Source organism: Cellulomonas palmilytica (assembly GCF_021590045.1).
Lineage (GTDB): Bacteria > Actinomycetota > Actinomycetes > Actinomycetales > Cellulomonadaceae > Cellulomonas > Cellulomonas palmilytica.
In genome coordinates, this window is record NZ_CP062221.1 from 3,691,095 (window position 1) to 3,710,238 (window position 19,144).

Annotated in this window: 16 protein-coding genes; 1 reads left to right on the forward strand and 15 read right to left on the reverse strand. The window is 73.0% G+C overall.

The features are described 5' to 3' along the window. Positions 1 to 8: 8 nt before the first annotated feature. From nuoL to F1D97_RS16795, 14 genes are all read right to left on the reverse strand, one after another. Positions 9 to 1,997, reverse strand: a complete 1,989-nt coding sequence (nuoL, locus tag F1D97_RS16730) for an NADH-quinone oxidoreductase subunit L (protein WP_236121604.1) — start codon at positions 1,995 to 1,997, stop codon at positions 9 to 11. 10 nt (positions 1,998 to 2,007) lie between these two features. After that, entirely contained in the window at positions 2,008 to 2,307 is a 300-nt protein-coding gene (nuoK, locus tag F1D97_RS16735; protein WP_236121605.1) for an NADH-quinone oxidoreductase subunit NuoK, read from the reverse strand. Further along, positions 2,304 to 3,302, reverse strand: a complete 999-nt coding sequence (locus tag F1D97_RS16740) for an NADH-quinone oxidoreductase subunit J (protein ID WP_236121606.1) — start codon at positions 3,300 to 3,302, stop codon at positions 2,304 to 2,306. The genes nuoK and F1D97_RS16740 overlap by 4 nt, the downstream gene beginning before the upstream one ends. Further along, entirely contained in the window at positions 3,299 to 4,126 is an 828-nt protein-coding gene (gene nuoI / locus F1D97_RS16745; protein ID WP_396022539.1) for an NADH-quinone oxidoreductase subunit NuoI, read from the reverse strand. Before nuoI ends, F1D97_RS16740 begins: the two co-directional genes overlap by 4 nt. Next, positions 4,119 to 5,462: an NADH-quinone oxidoreductase subunit NuoH gene (gene nuoH / locus F1D97_RS16750; protein WP_236121607.1), complete on the reverse strand. Its 1,344-nt coding sequence runs from the start codon at positions 5,460 to 5,462 to the stop codon at positions 4,119 to 4,121. Before nuoH ends, nuoI begins: the two co-directional genes overlap by 8 nt. Position 5,463: 1 nt before the next feature. Further along, entirely contained in the window at positions 5,464 to 8,058 is a 2,595-nt protein-coding gene (locus tag F1D97_RS16755; RefSeq protein WP_236121608.1) for an NADH-quinone oxidoreductase subunit G, read from the reverse strand. Beyond that, entirely contained in the window at positions 8,055 to 9,395 is a 1,341-nt protein-coding gene (gene nuoF, locus F1D97_RS16760) for an NADH-quinone oxidoreductase subunit NuoF (RefSeq protein ID WP_236121609.1), read from the reverse strand. The genes F1D97_RS16755 and nuoF overlap by 4 nt, the downstream gene beginning before the upstream one ends. Positions 9,396 to 9,398: 3 nt before the next feature. Further along, the gene (gene nuoE, locus F1D97_RS16765; protein ID WP_236121610.1) at positions 9,399 to 10,289 is read right to left on the reverse strand and encodes an NADH-quinone oxidoreductase subunit NuoE; all 891 of its coding nucleotides are present in this window, start codon (positions 10,287 to 10,289) and stop codon (positions 9,399 to 9,401) included. Continuing rightward, on the reverse strand, positions 10,289 to 11,650 hold the full coding sequence (locus F1D97_RS16770) for an NADH-quinone oxidoreductase subunit D (RefSeq protein WP_236121611.1): 1,362 nt from the start codon (positions 11,648 to 11,650) through the stop codon (positions 10,289 to 10,291). The genes nuoE and F1D97_RS16770 overlap by 1 nt, the downstream gene beginning before the upstream one ends. Continuing rightward, on the reverse strand, positions 11,650 to 12,450 hold the full coding sequence (locus F1D97_RS16775; RefSeq protein ID WP_236121612.1) for an NADH-quinone oxidoreductase subunit C: 801 nt from the start codon (positions 12,448 to 12,450) through the stop codon (positions 11,650 to 11,652). The genes F1D97_RS16770 and F1D97_RS16775 overlap by 1 nt, the downstream gene beginning before the upstream one ends. Further along, positions 12,447 to 12,998, reverse strand: coding sequence for a NuoB/complex I 20 kDa subunit family protein (locus F1D97_RS16780; protein WP_236121613.1), 552 nt, complete (start codon positions 12,996 to 12,998; stop codon positions 12,447 to 12,449). The genes F1D97_RS16775 and F1D97_RS16780 overlap by 4 nt, the downstream gene beginning before the upstream one ends. A 96-nt stretch (positions 12,999 to 13,094) precedes the next feature. Next, positions 13,095 to 13,457 carry an NADH-quinone oxidoreductase subunit A gene (locus F1D97_RS16785; RefSeq protein WP_094180814.1) on the reverse strand — a complete coding sequence of 121 codons (363 nt, stop codon included), beginning with the start codon at positions 13,455 to 13,457 and terminating at the stop codon, positions 13,095 to 13,097. A 43-nt stretch (positions 13,458 to 13,500) separates the two neighbouring features. Further along, entirely contained in the window at positions 13,501 to 14,793 is a 1,293-nt protein-coding gene (locus tag F1D97_RS16790) for a geranylgeranyl reductase family protein (protein WP_236121614.1), read from the reverse strand. Between the two features lie 271 nt (positions 14,794 to 15,064). Continuing rightward, complete coding sequence (locus F1D97_RS16795) at positions 15,065 to 15,760, reverse strand: demethylmenaquinone methyltransferase (protein ID WP_236121615.1); 696 nt, start codon at positions 15,758 to 15,760, stop codon at positions 15,065 to 15,067. Between the two features lie 185 nt (positions 15,761 to 15,945). Here F1D97_RS16795 and F1D97_RS16800 point away from each other — a divergent pair, with 185 nt between their 5' ends. Continuing rightward, the gene (locus F1D97_RS16800) at positions 15,946 to 17,337 is read left to right on the forward strand and encodes an isochorismate synthase (RefSeq protein ID WP_236121616.1); all 1,392 of its coding nucleotides are present in this window, start codon (positions 15,946 to 15,948) and stop codon (positions 17,335 to 17,337) included. A gap of 91 nt (positions 17,338 to 17,428) precedes the next feature. Here F1D97_RS16800 and F1D97_RS16805 read toward each other — a convergent pair whose 3' ends face one another. Further along, positions 17,429 to 19,030, reverse strand: a complete 1,602-nt coding sequence (locus tag F1D97_RS16805; RefSeq protein WP_236121617.1) for a S1C family serine protease — start codon at positions 19,028 to 19,030, stop codon at positions 17,429 to 17,431. Positions 19,031 to 19,144 lie beyond the last annotated feature (114 nt).

Sequence of the window (19,144 nt, forward strand, 5' to 3'; positions counted from 1 at the left end):
CGCTCTCCTCAGCTCTGGACGGCCAGCACGACGACGAGGAGGACCACGAGGCCTCCGAGCATCGTCGCGGCGTACGTGCGGACGTATCCGGTCTGCAGGCGGCGCAGCAGCGCGCCCAGACCGACGGTCGCGTGCGTGACCCCCTTGACCCCGCCGTCGACGACCGCGTGGTCGGCGTAGACCAGCGAGCGTGTCAGGTGCTGGCCGGGCTCCACGAGGACGGCGTCGTTGACGGCGTCCTGGTACAGGTCGACGCGCGCGGCGCGCGTGAGCGCGGTGCCGAGCGGCGGGACGACGGGCACGGTCGCGGTCGCGTACCGGCGCCACGCCAGGACGAGACCGGCGACGACGACGAGCAGCGTGAGCGCGATCAGCACCCCGGCGGGCAGGACGGGCTCCTCGTGCTCGACGTGCCCCGTGACGGGCTCGAGCCAGCCGGTGAACCGGTTGCCCAGCGCGAGGAACAGGCCGAGGCCGACGGAGCCGACCGCGAGGATGATCATGGGCCACGTCATGAGCGCCGGGGACTCGTGCGGGTGCTGCTCGGAGCCGTCCTTGCGGGTGGTCCAGCGGCGCTCGCCCTCGAACGTCATGAAGAACAGGCGCGACATGTAGAACGCGGTGATGCCCGCGCCGACGAGCGCCACCATCCCGAACACCCACGCGCGCCACGTGGCACCGTCGGTCGGGATGAACGCGGCCTCGATGATCTTGTCCTTGGAGAAGAACCCGGAGAACGGCGGGATCCCGAGGATCGCGAGCCAGCCCATCATGAACGTGACCCACGTGATCTTCATGTAGCGGGCCAGGCCGCCGAAGCGCCGCATGTCGACCTGGTCGTCCATGCCGTGCATGACGGACCCGGCGCCGAGGAACATGCCGGCCTTGAAGAAGCCGTGCGTCACCAGGTGGAAGATCGCGAACGCGTAGCCCACGGGGCCGAGGCCCGCGGCGAGCACCATGTAGCCGATCTGCGACATCGTCGAGGCCGCGAGGGCCTTCTTGATGTCGTCCTTCGCGCAGCCGACGATCGCCCCGAACAGCAGGGTGATCGCGCCGATGACGACGACGACGAGCTGCGCGGTCGGCGCGGCCTCGAACACGGCCCCGGAGCGGACGATCAGGTAGACGCCCGCGGTGACCATGGTCGCGGCGTGGATCAGCGCGGAGACGGGCGTCGGGCCGGCCATCGCGTCGCCGAGCCACGACTGCAGCGGGAACTGCGCCGACTTGCCGCAGGCCGCGAGCAGCAGCATCAGGCCGATCGCGGTGAGCGTGCCCTCGCTCGCGTGCGCCGCCGGGTCGGCGAGGACCGTGCCGAAGTCGAGCGCTCCGAAGTGCGCGAACATCAGCCCCATCGCCACGAGCAGACCCACGTCACCGACACGGTTCGCGACGAACGCCTTCTTCGCGGCGACCGCGTACGGGGTGTTGTGGTTCCAGAACCCGATCAGCAGGTACGACGCGAGACCCACGCCCTCCCACCCGACGAACAGCAGGGCGAACGAGTCGGCGAGCACCAGCAGGAGCATCGCCGCGACGAACAGGTTGAGGTAGGCGAAGAACCGGCGCCGGTCCGTGTCGTGCTCCATGTAGGCCACGGAGTACACGTGGATGAGCGTGCCGACGAACGTCACGAGCAGCACGAACGTGAGCGACAGCGGGTCGAACCGCAGCCCCGCGTCCAGGTGCAGCGCACCGGCGTCGATCCACGTCCCGAGCCGCAGGTCCCACACGCGGGACGACGCGTCCTGGCCGAGGACCTCGAGCATCGCGAGGAGGCCGACGACGAACGCACCGCCGGACGCGAGCACGCCGAGCCAGTGTCCCCACCTGTCGGAGCGCCGGCCGAGGAGCAGCAGCACGGCCGCGGACGCCAGCGGCAGGGCCACGACGAGCCAGGCGAACGACCAGACGCCGCCCGAGGCGGTGGCCCCTGCGGGGTTCACCACGGGGGACAGCGCGGGCAGGGTCGCCGCGAGAGCAGTTGAGTGCACAGCCGTCCCCTCAGCTCTTCAGCAGGTTGACGTCGTCGATCGACGCCGATCGACGGGTACGGAAGATCGCGACGATGATCGCGAGGCCGACGACGACCTCGGCGGCGGCCACGACCATGACGAAGAACGCGAGCACCTGGCCCGTGAGCTCGCCGTGCATGCGCGAGAACGTCACGAGGCAGAGGTTCGTCGCGTTGAGCATGAGCTCGACGCCCATGAACGCGATGATCGCGTTCCGGCGCAGCAGCACGGCCGCCGCACCGACGGAGAACAGGATCCCCGACAGCACGAGGTAGTGGGTGAGCGTCACTTGCCCTCCTCCGAGTCCGGTGCGCCCGCGTCGACGCCGGCGACGGCGTCACCGATGCGCGGCTCGCCGATCGGCGCCGATGCCGGCTCCGCGTGCGGGGGCGGGGTGGTGCCCTGCTCGTCGTGCGCGGTCACGCCGCGGTCGACAGCGGCCTTGCCGGCGAGCACCCGGTCGATGCGCGCGGCGTACTCCGCGGCGTCGGCCTCCTGCCCGCGCACGCGCAGCACGCGCGGCACCGAGCTCTCGATCGGCTGCCCGTACGGGTCGAGCGCGGGCACGTCCATCGCGTTGTGCTTGGCGTACACACCGGGTGCGGGCAGCGGTGCGAGGTGCTCGCCGTCGCGCACACGCGCCGCGGCGCGCTCGCGCTGGCCGACGCGCGGCGTGAGCCGGCGGCGGTGCGTGTAGACGAGCGCGCCGAGCGCGGCGGTCACGAGCAGCGCGCCCACGACCTCCATCGCGAACACGTACCTGCCGAAGATCAGGTGCGCGAGGCCCACGGGGTTGGACGCCTCGTTCGCGCTCGCCAGCCCTCGCGGCGTCGGGTACGCGGCGGTGCCGATCACGCCCGCGAGCACGACCAGCAGCCCGAGCCCCGCGACCCAGCCGATCCAGCGCTGCCCGCGGATGGTCTCGACGAGCGAGTCCGCGGTGCTCACGCCGACGAGCATGAGGACGAACAGGAACAGCATCATGATCGCGCCGGTGTAGACGACGACCTGGACGACGCCGAGGAACACCGCGCCCTGCGTGACGTACATGAACGCGAGGCTGATCATCACGAGGATGACCGAGAGCGCGGCGTGCACCGCCTTGCGGGCGAACAGCAGCCCGAACGACGCGATCACCATGATCGGCGCGAGCACCCAGAACAGCACGGCCTCGGCCGTGGAGGGGTCGCCCGCCGAGTCGATCGCGCGGGGCAGCACGCCCGCCGCGGGCACGCTCGACGTGAGGTCGGTGGCCAGGGTGGCCGCCGAGACCAGTGCGCTCATCGGGCACCGCCCTGGCGGTGCGCGGCGGCGACGCTCGCGGCCATGACCGCGGCGGTCGGGCCGACCTGGTCGGCCGGGGTGAGCCCCGAGCCCTCGGGCAGCGTCGGGTCGTCGGGCCGCTGCTCGCGGACCCACGCCTGCTGCTCGGCCGTGGCTCCCGTGACCTCACCGCGGTAGTAGTCGGTGTCCGTGGTGCCCTCGACCATCGGGTGCGGCGCGGCGAGCATGCCGTCGCGCAGCGGGGCGAGCAGGTCGTCCTTCTCGTAGATCATCCCGGCGCGCGTCGGGCCGGCGAGCTCGTAGTCGTTCGTCATCGTCAGCGCGCGGGTGGGGCACGCCTCGATGCACAGCCCGCAGAAGATGCAGCGCAGGTAGTTGATCTGGTAGACGCGGCCGTACCGCTCGCCGGGCGAGTACTGCGCGTCGGGGGTGTTGTCCCCCGCCTCGACGTAGATCGCGTCCGCGGGGCACGCCCACGCGCACAGCTCGCAGCCGATGCACTTCTCCAGCCCGTCCGCGTAGCGGTTGAGCTGGTGGCGGCCGTGGTAGCGCGGCTTCGTCGGGACCGTCTCGCGCGGGTACTGCTCGGTGACGGTCTTGCGGAACATGTTCGACAGCGTCACGCCGAACCCGCCGACGGGTGCGAGCAGCGCGCGCAGACCCGAGGACTGCGGGATGAGCGACTCGTACCGCGGTGCGGCGGGCGCACCCACCTCACCGGCGGGCTTGCGGGCGACCGCCTTGCCGCCGGCGGGCGCGCCCGTCCGGGGCGCACCGGCCCGCTGCGGGCGCGGGGCGGGCGGCTTCTTGCGCGGCTCAGCCACCGTGCACCTCCTTCGTGTCGGTCTGCGCATCGTCGTCGGGCTCACCCGGCGCGCCCGCGGGCACGCGCGCACGGCGCGGCGACGGCGGGAGCACCTGGCCGGGCAGGGGCGGGACGGGGTAGCCGTCGGCGAACGCGTCGAGGACGCGCGGCGGCGCGGCCGCCTCCTCGCGCTTCTTCTCGGGGATGAACAGCGAGATCACGACGCCGACGATCACGATGCCCGCGATCACGAACAGGATCGTGCGCAGCTCGAGGTCCGCGAACTCCGGGAACTGGCGCAGGCCCTGGACCACGGCGACGAGCACGAGCCACGCGAGCGCGGCCGGGATCAGCACCTTCCAGCCGAGCTTCATGAACTGGTCGTACCGGAACCGCAGCACCGAGCCGCGCACCCAGACGAAGAAGAACATGAGCGCCCACAGCTTGGCCAGGAACCACAGCACGGGCCACCAGCCCGTCTGCAGGACGTGGTCCGCCGGGATGAACGGCGCGCGCCACCCGCCGAGGAACAGCGTCGTCGCGACGGCCGAGACGTTGAGCATGTTGATGTACTCCGCGAGGAAGAACCACGCGAACTTCATCGACGAGTACTCGGTCATGTAACCGGACACGAGCTCGCCCTCGGCCTCGGGCAGGTCGAACGGCAGGCGGTTGGTCTCGCCGACCATCGAGACCACGTAGATCACGAACGCGGGCAGCAGCGGCAGGAACCACCACAGCTGCGTCTGCGAGGAGACGATCTGCGAGGTCGACATCGACCCGGCGAGCACGAACACGCTCACCAGGGACAGGCCCATCGCGAGCTCGTAGGAGATGACCTGCGCCGTGGAGCGCACGCCGCCGAGCAGCGGGTACGTCGAGTTCGACGACCAGCCGCCGAGCACGATGCCGTACACGCCGACCGACGCGCACGCGAGGATGTAGAGCACCGCGACCGGGAAGTCCGTGAGCTGCAGCGGCGTCTCGACGCCGAACATGTTCACGCTCGGCCCGAGCGGGATCACGGCGAACGTCAGCAGCGAGCAGAACACCGCGATGAGCGGCGCGACGATGTAGACGACCTTGTCGGCCGCCTTGACCGTCATGTCCTCCTTGAACAGGAGCTTCATGGCGTCGGCGAGCGACTGCAGCAGGCCGAACGGGCCGTGCACGTTGGGGCCGGGGCGCACCTGCATGCGCGCCACGACCTTGCGCTCGAACCAGATCGCGAACAGCACGCTCGTGAGCAGGAACACGAGGATCGCGACGGCCTTGATGAGCCAGATCCACCACGTGTCGTTCGAGAAGTCGGCCGTCACCGGCGCGACCGGCTCGGCGAGCAGGATCGTGTGCACGTCAGACCTCCTCGTCCACGGCGTCGACGACGGCGCCCGGCGCGAGCCGCACCAGGTCCCCGCCGACCGCGTGCAGCGTGTCGCGCACGGCCGAGCCGGGCGCGTTCGTCGGCAGCCAGACGACGAAGTCCGGCACGTCGCTGACCTTCACCGGCAGGGTGATCGTCCCCGCGTCGGTGCTCACGGCGAGCGGCGCGCCGTCGGCCACGCCGACCGACGCCGCGGTCGCGGCGGACACGCGGGCGACCGGGCGCTTGGCCGTCCCGGCCAGGTGCGGCTCGCCGTCCTGCAGCCGGCCCGCGTCGAGCAGCTGGTGCCACGTCGCGAGGACGGCGTGGCCCGCGGGCACCGCGGGCGGCTCGCCGGGCTGCACGGTGGGCGCGTCGGTCCGCGCACCGTCCCAGCCGCCGAGCTGGTCGAGCTCGGCGTGCACGTCGGTCACCGAGCCGAGGCCCAGGTCGAACCCGAGCTCCGCGGCCAGGCCGTGCAGGACACGGTGGTCGCTCAGCGCGTGGGACACGAGCGCCTGGGGGAACGGCCGCGGGCGGCCCTCCCACGTGACGAACGTGCCGGGCTTCTCGACGGGCGGCGCGACGGGCAGCACGACGTCCGCGCGGTCGGTGACGTCGGACGGGCGCACCTCGAGCGAGACGACGAAGCCGACCTTCTCGAGCGCGTCGCGCGCGAGCGCCGGGTCGGGCAGGTCCGCGGGGTCCACGCCGCCGACGACGAGCCCGCCGAGCGAGCCGTCGCGCGCGGCGGCGACGATCTGCGCGACGCTGCGGCCGGGCGCCTCGGGCAGCCGGTCGACGCCCCACACCGCGGCGATGTCGACGCGCGCGGCCGCGTCCGCGACCGGGCGGCCGCCCGGCAGCAGCGTCGGCAGCGTGCCGGCCTCGACCGCACCGCGCTCGCCCGCGCGGCGCGGCACCCACGCCACGCGCGCACCCGTGCGGGCCGCGAGCCGCAGCACCGCGGACAGCGCACCGGCCGACGAGGCCGCGCGCTCCCCGACGAGCACCACGGACCCGGGCGTGGCGAGCGCCTCGGCGGCGCGCGCCAGGACGGGCTCGTCGGAGCCCGCGTCGATGCCCTCGAGCACCTCGGCCTCGGTGCCCGGCGCGGCCGGCACGAGCGTGCCGGACAGGCGCTCGAGCCCGCGGGTCGCGAGCGCGGCGACCGAGTACACGGCCGTGCGGCGCTTGACGACCGCGTCGCGCAGCCGCAGGAACAGGATGCCGCCCTCCTCCTCGGCCTCCAGGCCGACGAGCAGGACCGTCGGGGCGGTGGTGACGTCCGCGAACGTCACGTCCAGCGTGCGGCCCGCGACGTGGTGACCGAGGAACGCGGCCTCCTCGTCGGAGTGCGGGCGCGCCCGGTGGTCGACGTCGTTCGTGCCGAGCACGACGCGTGCGAACTTGGCGTACGCGTACGCGTCCTCGAGCGTCACGCGACCGCCGGGCAGCACGCCCACGCCGCCCGCGGCGAGAGCGTCGCGCAGGCCCGCGGCCGCGGCGCCGTACGCCTCGACCCAGCTCGCGGGGCGCAGCTCGCCGCGCGTGCCGTCGGCGTTGCGGTCCCGCACCAGCGGGGTCGTGATGCGGTCCGGCGACGACTGCCAGCGGAACGCGAAGCGGTCCTTGTCGGTGATCCACTCCTGGTTGACCGCCGGGTCGTCGCCCGCGAGGCGGCGCATGACGACGCCGCGGCGGTGGTCGACACGGATCGCGGAGCCCTGCGAGTCGTGCTCGGAGACGCCCGGCGTGGAGACCAGGTCGAACGGGCGCGCGCGGAACCGGTACGCGGCCGACGTCAGCGCGCCGACCGGGCAGATCTGGACGGTGTTGCCCGAGAAGTACGACGCGAACGGCCGGCCGCTCGTGTCGACGGTCGCCGCACCCACCGGGGTGTCGCCGGCGAAGCCGAGGACCTCGGTGTCGAACGTGCCGATCTGCTGCTGCGCACCGCGCTTCTGCAGGTCGATCCACACGTCGCCCGCGATCTCCTCGGAGAACCGGGTGCAGCGCTGGCACAGGACGCAGCGCTCACGGTCGAGCAGGATCTGCGTCGAGATCGCGATCGGCTTGGGGAACGTGCGCTTGACGTCGACGAACCGGCTCGTGGCGCGGCCGTTGCTCATCGCCTGGTTCTGCAGGGGGCACTCGCCACCCTTGTCGCACACCGGGCAGTCGAGCGGGTGGTTGATGAGCAGCAGCTCCATGACGCCGTGCTGCGCCTTGTCCGCCTCGGGCGACGTGTGCTGCGTCTTGACCTGCATGCCGGGCGTCGCCTCGAGCGTGCACGATGCCTGCGGCTTCGGCATCTTCGCCAGGTTGCCGTCCCGGCCGGGCGCCCACACCTCGACGAGGCACTGGCGGCACGCACCGGCGGGCGCGAGCAGCGGGTGGTCGCAGAACCGCGGGATCTGGACGCCCAGCTGCTCGGCGGCGCGGATGACGAGCGTGCCCTTCGGCACGGTCGTCTCGACGCCGTCGATGCTGAACGTGACGGTGTCCGTCGGCTCGGGCTGCGCCACGGGCGGCGCGGCCGGGACGAGCGGCGCGCCCGTCTGCGAGCGGTCCGAGGTGATCGTCATGCGTGCACCCCCGCGAGAGCCGCGCCGCGACGGCGAGGCGTGTAGTCGAACAGCGCGCTGCGCTCGGGCGGGAACAGGACGTCGGCCGGCGTGTGGCACCCGGCCTCGAACTCCTCCCGGAAGTACTGGATGGCGCTCGTCACGGGGCTCGTCGCACCGTCGCCGAGCGCGCAGAACGCGCGACCCAGGATGTTGTCGCACAGGTCGAGCAGCAGGTCGATGTCCGCCGGCGTGCCCTGTCCGCGCTCGAGGCGCTGCATGACCTGCGCGAGCCAGAACGTGCCCTCACGGCACGGCGTGCACTTGCCGCACGACTCGTGCTTGTAGAACTCGATCCACCGCGTGACCGCACGGACCACCGAGGTGGTCTCGTCGAAGATCTGCAGCGCGCGCGTGCCGAGCATCGACCCCGCGGCGCCCACCGACTCGTAGTCGAGCGGGACGTCGAGGTGCTCGGCCGTGAAGATCGGCGTCGACGACCCGCCCGGGGTCCAGAACTTCAGCTCGTGACCCTCGCGGATGCCGCCCGCCATCTCGAGCAGCTCGCGCAGCGTGATGCCCAGCGGCGCCTCGTACTGGCCCGGCCGCGCGACGTGCCCCGACAGCGAGAACAGGCCGTGGCCCGTCGAGCGCTCGGTGCCCATCTGCTTGAACCAGTCCGCGCCGCCGACCACGATCGCCGGGACCGACGCGATCGACTCGACGTTGTTCACCACCGTCGGGCGCGCGTACAGACCCGCGACCGCGGGGAACGGGGGCTTGAGGCGCGGCTGGCCGCGCAGGCCCTCGAGCGAGTCGAGCAGCGCGGTCTCCTCGCCGCAGATGTACGCGCCGGCGCCGGCGTGCACCGTGAGCTCCAGGTCGAAGCCCGAGCCGAGGATGTTCGTGCCGAGGTAGCCCTTGGCGTACGCCTCCTCGACCGCGCGCAGCAGGCGGCGGTACACGTGCACGACCTCGCCGCGCACGTAGATGAAGGCGTGGTGGCACCCGATCGCGTAGGACGTGATGATCACGCCCTCGATGAGGTGCTGCGGGCTCGCCATCATGAGCGGGATGTCCTTGCAGGTCCCCGGCTCGGACTCGTCCGCGTTCACGACGAGGTAGCGCGGGCCGCCGTCGGGCGCGGGCAGGAAGCCCCACTTCATGCCCGTCGGGAAGCCGGCGCCGCCACGTCCGCGCAGGCCGGAGTCCTTGACCGCGGTGACCACGTCGGCCGCGGGCATGCCGAGCGCGCGGCGCAGGCCGCGGTACCCGCCGTGGGCCTCGTAGGTCGCCAGGGTCCAGGAGCGCTCGGCGTCCCAGTGGTCGGTGAGCACCGGTGCGAGGGTCGTCGCCATCGCTCAGTCCTCCTTCGCGTCGGACGAGGCCTGCTTGGTGTCCTGCTGCTGCGACGAGGCGTCGCGCTCGCCCGTGACGGGGCGCTCCGCGCTCGACTGCTCGTCGCCCGTGCGGGGCTTCGCGGCCGCACGGCCCGTGCCCGCCGCGGCGCGCGTCCGCGGGGCCTTCTTCTCGGGCTTCTCCTCGCCCGGCAGCGGCGGCGCCGTCCAGCCCTGCTCGTGCGCGAGCACCGTGCCGCGCAGCGACGCCTCACCGGCTCCTACGCCCTCGTCGGCCCGGCCGTCGGAGAAGCCCGCGAGCACGCGCGACATCTCCTTGAACGTCACGACCTGGTCCGCCCCGCGCGTCGGCGCGACCGGCTCGCCGGCGCGCAGCGCGTCGACCACCGCGGCCGCCGACTCCGGCGTCTGGTTGTCGAAGAACTCCCAGTTGACCATCATCACGGGCGCGTAGTCGCACGCCGCGTTGCACTCGACGCGCTCGAGCGTGATCGTGCCGTCCTCGGTCGTCTCGTCGTGCCCGACGCCGAGGTGGTCGCACAGGTGCTCGTAGATCGCGTCGCCGCCCATGATCGCGCACAGCGTGTTCGTGCAGACGCCCACGGTGTAGTCGCCGTTGGGGTGGCGCTTGTACTGCGTGTAGAACGTCGCGACCGCGGACACCTCGGCCGTCGTCAGGCCGAGCGTCTGCGCGCAGAACGCGATGCCGCGCGGGCTCACGTACCCGTCCTGCGACTGCACGAGGTGCAGCAGCGGCAGCAGCGCCGAGCGCTCCTGCGGGTAGCGCGCCTTGATCGCGGTCGCGTCGGCCTCGAGCCGGGCGAGCGTCTCGTCGTCGTACGACGCGGCGTGCACCTGACCCGGCTCGCGCGGGACCAGCTCCTCGACGGACATCAGCGGTCCACCCCTCCGAGCACCGGGTCGATCGACGCGACGGCGACGACCACGTCGGCCACCTGCCCGCCCTCGCACACGATCGACGTCGCCTGCAGGTTGTTGAAGCTCGGGTCGCGGAAGTGCGCGCGGTACGGGCGCGTGCCGCCGTCCGAGACGAGGTGCACGCCGAGCTCGCCGCGCGGGTGCTCGACCGTCTGCCACACCTGGCCGGCCGGCACGCGGAAGCCCTCGGTCACCAGCTTGAAGTGGTGGATCAGGGCCTCCATCGAGGTGCCCATGATCTCCTTGATGTGCGCGAGCGAGTTGCCCATGCCGTCCGAGCCGATCGCGAGCTGCGCGGGCCACGCGATCTTCTTGTCCTCGACCATGACCGGGCCGGGGTTCTTCTCGAGCCGGTCGAGCGCCTGCCGGGCGATCTTGATGGACTGGTAGATCTCCTCGAGGCGCACCTCGACGCGACCCCACGCGTCCTCGCTCGTCACGGTCGGGACGTCGAAGTCGTACGTCTCGTAGCCGCTGTAGGGGGCGGCCTTGCGCACGTCGTACGGCAGGCCGGCCGAGCGCAGCATCGGGCCCGTGATCCCGAGGGCCATGCAGCCCGCGAGGTTGAGGACGCCGACGTCCTTCAGGCGCAGGTGCAGGATCGGGTTGGCCAGCATGAGGTCCTCGAGCTGGCGCAGGTAGTGCTCGACGTTCTTGAGCGCCTCGCGCGTCGCCTCGACGCCGCCCGCGGGCACGTCCTGCGCGACACCGCCGGGGCGGATGTACGCGTGGTTCATGCGCAGGCCGGAGATCAGCTCGAAGATCTTGAGCAGCTCCTCGCGCGCCGTGAACCCGACGGTCATGATCGTCGTCGCGCCCAGCTCGTTGCCGCCGGTCGCGAGGCACACGAGGTGGCTCGTGATGCGGTTGAGCTCCATCATCAGGACACGGATGACGCTCGCGCGCTCCGGGACGTCGTCCGTGACGCCCAGCAGCTTCTCCACGGCGAGGCAGTACGCGGCCTCCTGGAACAGGGGCGCCACGTAGTCCATGCGCGTGCAGAACGTCACGCCCTGGGTCCAGGTGCGGAACTCCATGTTCTTCTCGATACCTGTGTGCAGGTATCCGATGCCGGCGCGCGCCTCGGTGACGGTCTCGCCGTCGATCTCGAGCATGAGCCGGAGCACGCCGTGCGTGGACGGGTGCTGCGGACCCATGTTGACGACGATGCGCTCCTCGCCGAGGCGGGCGGCCTCCTCGGCGATGTCGGACCAGTCGCCGCCGGACGCCTCGAACGAGGGGATGCCGGTGGTCTCGTCGTCGACGATTCCCGAGGTCGCGCGCGGGGCGTGGGGGGCGGGGCGTGTGGTGCTCATCAGCTGTAGGACCTCCGCTGGTCCGCGGGCGGGACGGTCGCGCCCTTGTACTCGACCGGGATGCCGCCCAGCGGGTAGTCCTTGCGCTGGGGGTGGCCCGGCCAGTCGTCGGGCATCTCGATGCGGGCGAGCCCGGGGTGGCCGTCGAAGATGATCCCGAAGAAGTCGAACGTCTCGCGCTCGTGCCAGTCGTGGCCCGGGTAGACGCCCGTCGTCGACGGGACGTGCGGGTCGGCCTCGCTCACCGCGACCTCGAGCCGCAGGCTGCGCGAGTGCGTCACCGACGTCAGGTGGTACACGGCGTGCAGCTCGCGGCCCGTGTCGTGCGGGTAGTGCACCCCGGAGACGCCCAGGCCGAGCTCGAAGCGCAGGTCCTGGTCGTCGCGCAGGTGGCGGCACACCTCGACGAGGTGGTCGCGCACCACGTTGACGGTCAGCTCGCCGCGGTCCACGACCACGGACTCCACCGCGTTCGCGAAGCCGGTGCCCGACGCGTCGAGCAGCTCGGCGAGGATGTCGACGACCTCGTCGAACCAGCCGCCGTACGGGCGCTCGCTCGGCCCCGGCAGGACGACCGTGGTGACCAGCCCGCCGAAGCCCGAGGTGTCCCCCGAGCCCTGCGCGCCGAACAGGCCGTGGCGCACGTCGACCACGTCGAGCGGGGTGCGCGGGGCGCCACCCGTCGCGGGCACGTGCTGCGACCCCGCCTCGAGGGCCGCCTCCGTCGTGGACTGCGCGTCGGTCGTGCCCTCGCCGGGCTTGACCGCGTCCGCGGCGTCCTTCTTCAGCTCGTCGCTCATCGCAGCAGACCCGTCATGTGCGAGGTGGGCGTGGCCGCGAGCGCCGCCGCCTCGGCCGCCGCGGCGGCCTCCTTGCGGTTCACGCCGAGCGGCTCGTTCTGGATCTGGTCGTGCAGCGTGAGGATCGCGTTGATGAGCATCTCCGGCCGCGGCGGGCAGCCCGGCAGGTAGATGTCCACCGGCACGATGTGGTCGACGCCCTGCACGATCGCGTAGTTGTTGAACATGCCGCCCGACGAGGCGCACACGCCCATCGACAGCACCCACTTCGGCTCGGACATCTGGTCGTAGACCTGACGCACGACTGGCGCCATCTTCTGGCTCACGCGCCCGGCGACGATCATGAGGTCCGCCTGGCGCGGCGACGCGCGGAACACCTCCATGCCGAACCGCGACAGGTCGTAGCGCGGTGCGCCCGCGGCCATCATCTCGATCGCGCAGCACGCGAGACCGAACGTGACGGGCCACAGCGAGCCCTTGCGGAAGTAGCCGACGAGGTCCTCGATCGTCGTCAGCAGGAACCCGGAGGGTGCCTCCTCGATCCCCATGTCAGGACCTCCTCGTCGTCGTGCGTGTCGTGATCGTCGCCGCCCCTGACCGGGCGGTCCGTGACCTTGGTCCTACGTGCGGCCGCTGGTCCTGGTTCAGTCCCACTCGAAGCCCCCGCGCCGCCACTCGTAGACGAACGGCACCGTGATGAGCACCAGGAACGCGAGCATCGCCACCAGCCCGTACAGCGCGAGCTCCACGAAGCTCACGGCCCACGGGTAGAGGAAGACGACCTCGACGTCGAACACGATGAACGTCATCGCGACCAGGTAGTACTTGATCGGGAAGCGGCCGCCGCCCACGGCGTGCGGGGTCGGCTGGATCCCGCACTCGTACGCCTCGAGCTTGGCGCGGTTGTACCGCTTGGGTCCGATGATCGCGCTCGCGCCGACGCCCCCGAGGGCGAGGACCGCGGCGATGCCCATGAGCCACAGGAGCGGCACGTACGGGTTGGTCATCAGGCGTCCTTCCTCAACGCTGAGGTGCAGCTGGTCATGTCGGTCAGGCCGCCGGCGCGATCCGGGCCAGGGCGGCGATCGTCCGGTCCACCACGTCTCCGCCGTGCGGCTCGTAGCAGTCGGACAGGAGCTTGAGCACGAACTTCATGAGCAGGGGCCGCGGCAGGCCGTAGCGCGTGCAGATGCGCATGACCTCGGGGTGCTCGATGAGTCGCACGAACACCCGGCCGAGCGTGTAGTACCCGCCCAGGTCGTCCTTCATGCGGCGCTGGTACGTGGCCAGCGCGCGCTCGCGGCCCGCGACCGTACCGCGCGCGAGGCCCTGGGCGATCGCGTCGGCCGCGACGCGTCCCGCCTGCAGGCCGTACGCGATGCCCTCGCCGTTGAACGGGCTGACCATGCCCGCGGCGTCGCCCGCGAGCAGCAGGCCGTCCGCGTACAGCGGGCCGCGGTTGAAGCCCATGGGCAGCGCGGCGCCACGCACGGGGCCCAGCTGGTTGTCGGGCGTGAACTCCCACTCGGCGGGCGTGTTCGCCATCCACGCCGCGAACAGCGTCTTGTAGTCGACCTTCGTCGCGGCGGCCGTCGAGCTCACCGAGCCGAGGCCCACGTTCGCGGTGCCGTCACCGAGCGCGAAGATCCAGCCGTAGCCCGGCATGAGGTGGGAGCGGCCCGGCTCGCCGTCCCACAGCTCGAGGTGGGACTCCATCCACGCGTCGTCGTGCCGCGGGGTGCGGAAGTACGTGCGCACGGCCACGCCCATGGGGCGGTCGTCGCGCTTGGTGCGGCCCACGCCGGTCGCCAGCCGCGCGCTCACGCCGTCCGCCGCGACGACGACGCGGGCGCGGTAGGTCACCTCGTCGCCGGCCCGCTTCCCGTTCTCGTCGACCGGCCGCGCCGTCACACCCACGACCCGGCCCGTGCGCTCGTCGCGCACCGCGCCCGTGACGTTCGTGAGCTCGTGCAGCTTGGCGCCCGCGGCGCGCGCGTGCTCGGCGAGGATCTGGTCGAGGCTCGTCCGGGAGCGCGCCAGGCCGAACGACGGGTACGACGAGATCTCGGGCCACGCGAGCTCGAGGCGGTGCCCGCCGCCGATGACGCGCAGGCCCTTGTTGCGGATCCAGCCGTCCTGCTCGCGGATCGGCACGGCCATCCGGACGAGCTCGGCGACCGCGCGCGGGGTCAGGCCGTCGCCGCACACCTTGTCGCGCGGGAAGGACGCCTTCTCGAGCAGCAGGACGTCGAGTCCCGCGAGGGCGCAGTGGTACGCGGTCGCGGCCCCGGCAGGACCCGCGCCCACGACGATGACGTCGGCGTCATCGGTTGCGACCACCACGGACTGACCTCACTTGTGACGATGTTCACGTGCGACTCCGGGGAGTCTAGTCACGCCCTCGGGAGGGTGTCTGCGAAGGCTTACCTCACCTCGTCCGGGTGTCGCGGGAGCGGGTGAGGAACGCCCCGCGAACAGCCGGTTCGCGCACCCGTGGCGACCCGACGCGAACGGGCGTGGGGCCGCGACGTCCGCCTGTCGGACGTCGCCCGACCGCCAGTCGGTCGCCCGGGCCGACCACCGCGCGACGGGCGCCCGGAGCCGGCCGACGACGTCAGGCCGGACGCGTCCCCCGGTGCAGCGCGACGATGCCGCCCGACAGGTTCCGGAACGCCACGTGGTCCCAGCCCGCGCGCTTGATCGTGCGGCCCAGCTCGCGCTGGTCCGGCCAGTCACGGATCGACTCCGCGAGGTACGTGTACGCGTCCGAGTCGCGCGTCACCGCGCGCGCCACGCGCGGCAGCGCCTGCGTGAGGTACCCCGTGTAGACCGCCCGGAACGGCGCGAACGTCGGCGTGGAGAACTCGCACACGACGAGCCGCCCGCCCGGGCGCGTCACGCGCAGCATCTCCGCGAGCGCCGCCGGCACGTCCGGCACGTTGCGCAGCCCGAACGAGATCGTGACCGCGTCGAACGACGCGTCCGCGAACGGCAGGTGCAGCGCGTCGCCCGCGACGAACGGCAGGTCCGGGCGGCGGCGCTTGCCGACACCGAGCATCCCCTCGGACAGGTCGCACGGCACGACGAGCACGCCCGCGTCCGCCAGCGGCTCCGACGACGTGCCCGTGCCCGCCGCGAGGTCGAGCACCTTCTCCCCCGGCTGCGCGCCGAGGGCGGTGAGCGTCGCGCGCCGCCACTGCCGGTCCTGCCCCATCGACAGGACGTCGTTCGTCAGGTCGTAGCGCTGCGCCACGGAGTCGAACATCGCCGCGACCTCGTCGGGCTTCTTGTCCAGGTTCGCTCGCGCCATGCCCCCATCGTGCCAGCCCGCCGGGCACGTCACCGACCACGCGCGCGCCGCGCCGGGCGTCCGGAGCGCAGCCGGGTGTGACGAACGGACCAGTGTGACGAACGGACCAGTGTGACGAACGGACCAGGCCACGGGCTCGTCACCGCGACGAGCGCGACGCCGACGCGGGCATACCCTGGGACGCGATGAGCACGACAGCCTCCGCGCCCGCGGAGCGACTCCCGCATCCCCTCGTCGTCCGCACCGTCCCCCTGGACGCGCTCGCGCCCGACGCGGTCGCCGACCCGTCCGGCGAGCACCTGCCGGACCCCGCGGACCTCCTCGAGCTGCTGCCCGCACCCGGTGCGGAGCGCGCCGAGGGCGCCCCGCCGCTCGCGTGGGTGCGCCGCGGCGACGGGCTGGTCGCGTGGGGCGAGGTGCTGCGGTTCGAGGTCGCGGGTCCCGACCGGTTCGCCGACGCCGAGCGCGCGTGGCACGACGTCCTCACGCACGCCGTCGTGCGCGACGAGGTGCGGCTGCCCGGCTCGGGTCCCGTCGCGTTCGGCTCGTTCGCGTTCGACGACGAGTCCGCGGCCGGCGGCGTCGTCGTCGTGCCGCGCGTCGTCGTCGGGCGCCGCGGCCGCCGCACGTGGCTCACCACGATGACCACGGGCCCCGCGCTCGGCCCCGTGCCGGACCTCGAGGAGCTCGCGGGCGACCGCGTGCCTCCCACCTCCCCCGGCCGGGTCACCTACTGCGACGGTGCCGTGCCCGCGCACGGCTGGCGCGACGTCGTCGCCGCCGGCATCGCGGCCGTCCACGCCGACGAGGTCGACAAGGTCGTCCTCGCGCGCGACGTCGTGGCCCGCACGCAGCGCCCGCTCGACGTGCGCTGGGCGCTCGGACGGCTCGCGGACCGCTACCCGTCGTGCTGGACGTTCAGCGTCGACGGCATGATCGGCGCGACCCCCGAGCTGCTGGTGCGCTCCGAGAAGGGCCTCGTGACCTCGCGCGTGCTCGCCGGCACCATCCGGCGCACGGGCGACGACGCCGCCGACCTCGCGCGTGCCGCGATCCTCGCGCACTCGTCCAAGGACCTCGAGGAGCACGAGTACGCGGTGCGGTCGGTCGCGCACGCGCTCGAGCCGTTCTGCTCGTCGACGAACGTGCCGGACGTGCCGTTCGTGCTGCACCTGCCGAACGTGCTGCACCTGGCCTCGGACGTCACGGGCGTCCTGACCGACGGCTCGGACGGCGTCGTCGGCGCCCCGACGCACCCGTCGTCGCTCGCGCTCGCCGCCGCGCTGCACCCGACCGCCGCCGTGTGCGGGACGCCGACGCGCGCCGCCGCGGCGCTCATCCGCCGCATCGAGGGCATGGACCGTGCCCGGTACGCCGGACCGGTCGGGTGGTTCGGCGCCGACGGCGACGGCGAGTGGGGCATCGCGCTGCGCTCGGCTCAGACCTCGCCCGACGACCCGACGCGCGTGCGGCTGTTCGCGGGCTGCGGGATCGTCGCCGCGTCCGACCCGGCCGCCGAGCTCGCGGAGTCCGAGGCCAAGCTCGTCCCGATGCGGACCGCGCTCGCGTCCGACTGACCACCGGTCCCCGGCGGGCGCGCGCTCGTCGTCGGGACGCGCGGAGCCCGGCCGGACCAGGGGGAGTCCGACCGGGCGGCCGCGCACCGGGTCAACGACCCTGACCCGCCCCGTTCTCCTGCAGCCACTGCCACAGCTCGTCGGGCGTCATGTTCTGCAGGTCGGGCAGCTGCGAGCCGTCGCCGAAGCCCGGACGACCCTGCCCGTCGCCCTGCCCGTCGCCCTGCCCGTCGCCCTGCCCGTCGCCCTGCCCGCCACCCGGCTGGTCACCCTGCTGGTCACCCTGGCCGTCGCCCTGCTGCCGCTCGGGCGTCGTCGCCGGGGCGTCCTCGCGGGTCGCGAGCGTGACGTCGACGTCCCTCGCCTCGCCGTCGCGCACGACCGTGAGCGTCACGGACGCGCCCGACGCGAACGACCGCACGTACGCCGTCAGCGACTCCGCGCCGCCCACGGCCTTGCCGTCGATGCCGACGACCACGTCGTCGACCTGCAGGCCGGCCTTCGCGGCGGGCGAGCCCTCGTTGACCTGCTTGACCACCGCACCGGCCCGCGTGACGCCGTCGACGGTCGCCGTGCCGTCGTCGAGCCCCACACCGAGGAACGCGTGCTTGGCCGTGCCGGTCTCGACCAGCTGCCCGGCGATGTTCTTCACCAGGTTCACCGGGATCGCGAAGCCCAGGCCGATCGAGCCGGACTGCTGCGACGTGGTCGCGATGGACGAGTTGATGCCGATGACGCGGCCCTGCGCGTCGAACAGCGGGCCACCGGAGTTGCCGGGGTTGACCGACGCGTCGACCTGGATCGCGTTGGTGACCGTGGCCTGCGAGCCGTCCTCGCTCTGCGTCGAGACCGGCCGGTCGACCGCGGAGACGATGCCCGTGGTGACGGTGTTCTGCAGGCCGAGGGGGTTGCCGACCGCCATGACGGCGGCACCCACGCGCACCTGCGCCGAGTCGCCGAGCGCGGCGGGCTCGAGGTCGCTCGGCGGGTCGACGAGCTTGACGACCGCCAGATCCGTGGTCGGGTCGGTGCCGACGACCTTCGCGGTGAAGATGCGCCCGTCGGTGAGCGTCACCCGCACCTGGTCGTCCTGCGCGCCGGCCACCACGTGGTTGTTGGTGACGATGTGGCCCTCGTCGTCGATGACGACGCCCGAGCCGAGCGACGTCCCGCCCGCCGTGGTCGTCTCGATCGCGATGACGGACGGCTGCACGGCCGCGGCGACGGCCGACCAGTCCGGGGCGTCGTCCGACGAGCCCGCGACCGGCACGGTGTCCGTGGACGCGTGGCCGAGCTGCGCGAACGAGCTGGTGCCGTCCGACGAGCTCGGGGCGTCGTCGTCGCCGAACGCGCCCGTGAGGCCGAGCGTCGCGACGGCCGCGACGAGCGCGGCCGCGGCGGCCGACGTCACGGGGATCCAGACGCGGCCGCGGCGCTCGCGGCGCGCGGGGTCGGCCGGCGGCTGCTCGGCGGCGGCCCACGGGCCGGTCGGCGCGCCGGGGCCCGGCTGCTGCGCGGCGGGCGCGTACGGGTGGGCGACCGGGGCCGGCTGCGGCGGGACGGGCTGCGGCGGGACGGGCTGCGGCGGGACGGTCGGGTAGGCGGCCGTCGGCGTGGTGGGCGGCGCGGGGACCGGCGGCAGCGGCTGGGTCGGCTCCGCCTGCGGGTGGTTCTCGGGCGTAGGGGTGGTCATGTCGAGCTCCTCCTCGGGTCGGACTCCATGACACGTCGCTCTTCTGGGCGCAGCCTTCGGCGTACCTGTGAGTTCCCTGGGAGTTCGTCGGACGCGTGGCCGGTCGCGCGCAGG

What these genes read in the sequence shown, in the direction of transcription:
- F1D97_RS16740 (WP_236121606.1), bottom strand. Translation starts at nt 3,302, where the DNA reads ATGAGCGCACTGGTCTCGGCGGCCACCCTGGCCACCGACCTCACGTCG.
- F1D97_RS16755 (WP_236121608.1), bottom strand. Translation starts at nt 8,058, where the DNA reads ATGACGATCACCTCGGACCGCTCGCAGACGGGCGCGCCGCTCGTCCCG.
- nuoF (WP_236121609.1), bottom strand. Translation starts at nt 9,395, where the DNA reads ATGGCGACGACCCTCGCACCGGTGCTCACCGACCACTGGGACGCCGAG.
- nuoE (WP_236121610.1), bottom strand. Translation starts at nt 10,289, where the DNA reads ATGTCCGTCGAGGAGCTGGTCCCGCGCGAGCCGGGTCAGGTGCACGCC.
- F1D97_RS16770 (WP_236121611.1), bottom strand. Translation starts at nt 11,650, where the DNA reads ATGAGCACCACACGCCCCGCCCCCCACGCCCCGCGCGCGACCTCGGGA.
- F1D97_RS16775 (WP_236121612.1), bottom strand. Translation starts at nt 12,450, where the DNA reads ATGAGCGACGAGCTGAAGAAGGACGCCGCGGACGCGGTCAAGCCCGGC.
- F1D97_RS16780 (WP_236121613.1), bottom strand. Translation starts at nt 12,998, where the DNA reads ATGGGGATCGAGGAGGCACCCTCCGGGTTCCTGCTGACGACGATCGAG.
- F1D97_RS16785 (WP_094180814.1), bottom strand. Translation starts at nt 13,457, where the DNA reads ATGACCAACCCGTACGTGCCGCTCCTGTGGCTCATGGGCATCGCCGCG.
- F1D97_RS16795 (WP_236121615.1), bottom strand. Translation starts at nt 15,760, where the DNA reads ATGGCGCGAGCGAACCTGGACAAGAAGCCCGACGAGGTCGCGGCGATG.
- F1D97_RS16800 (WP_236121616.1), top strand. Translation starts at nt 15,946, where the DNA reads ATGAGCACGACAGCCTCCGCGCCCGCGGAGCGACTCCCGCATCCCCTC.
- F1D97_RS16805 (WP_236121617.1), bottom strand. Translation starts at nt 19,030, where the DNA reads ATGACCACCCCTACGCCCGAGAACCACCCGCAGGCGGAGCCGACCCAG.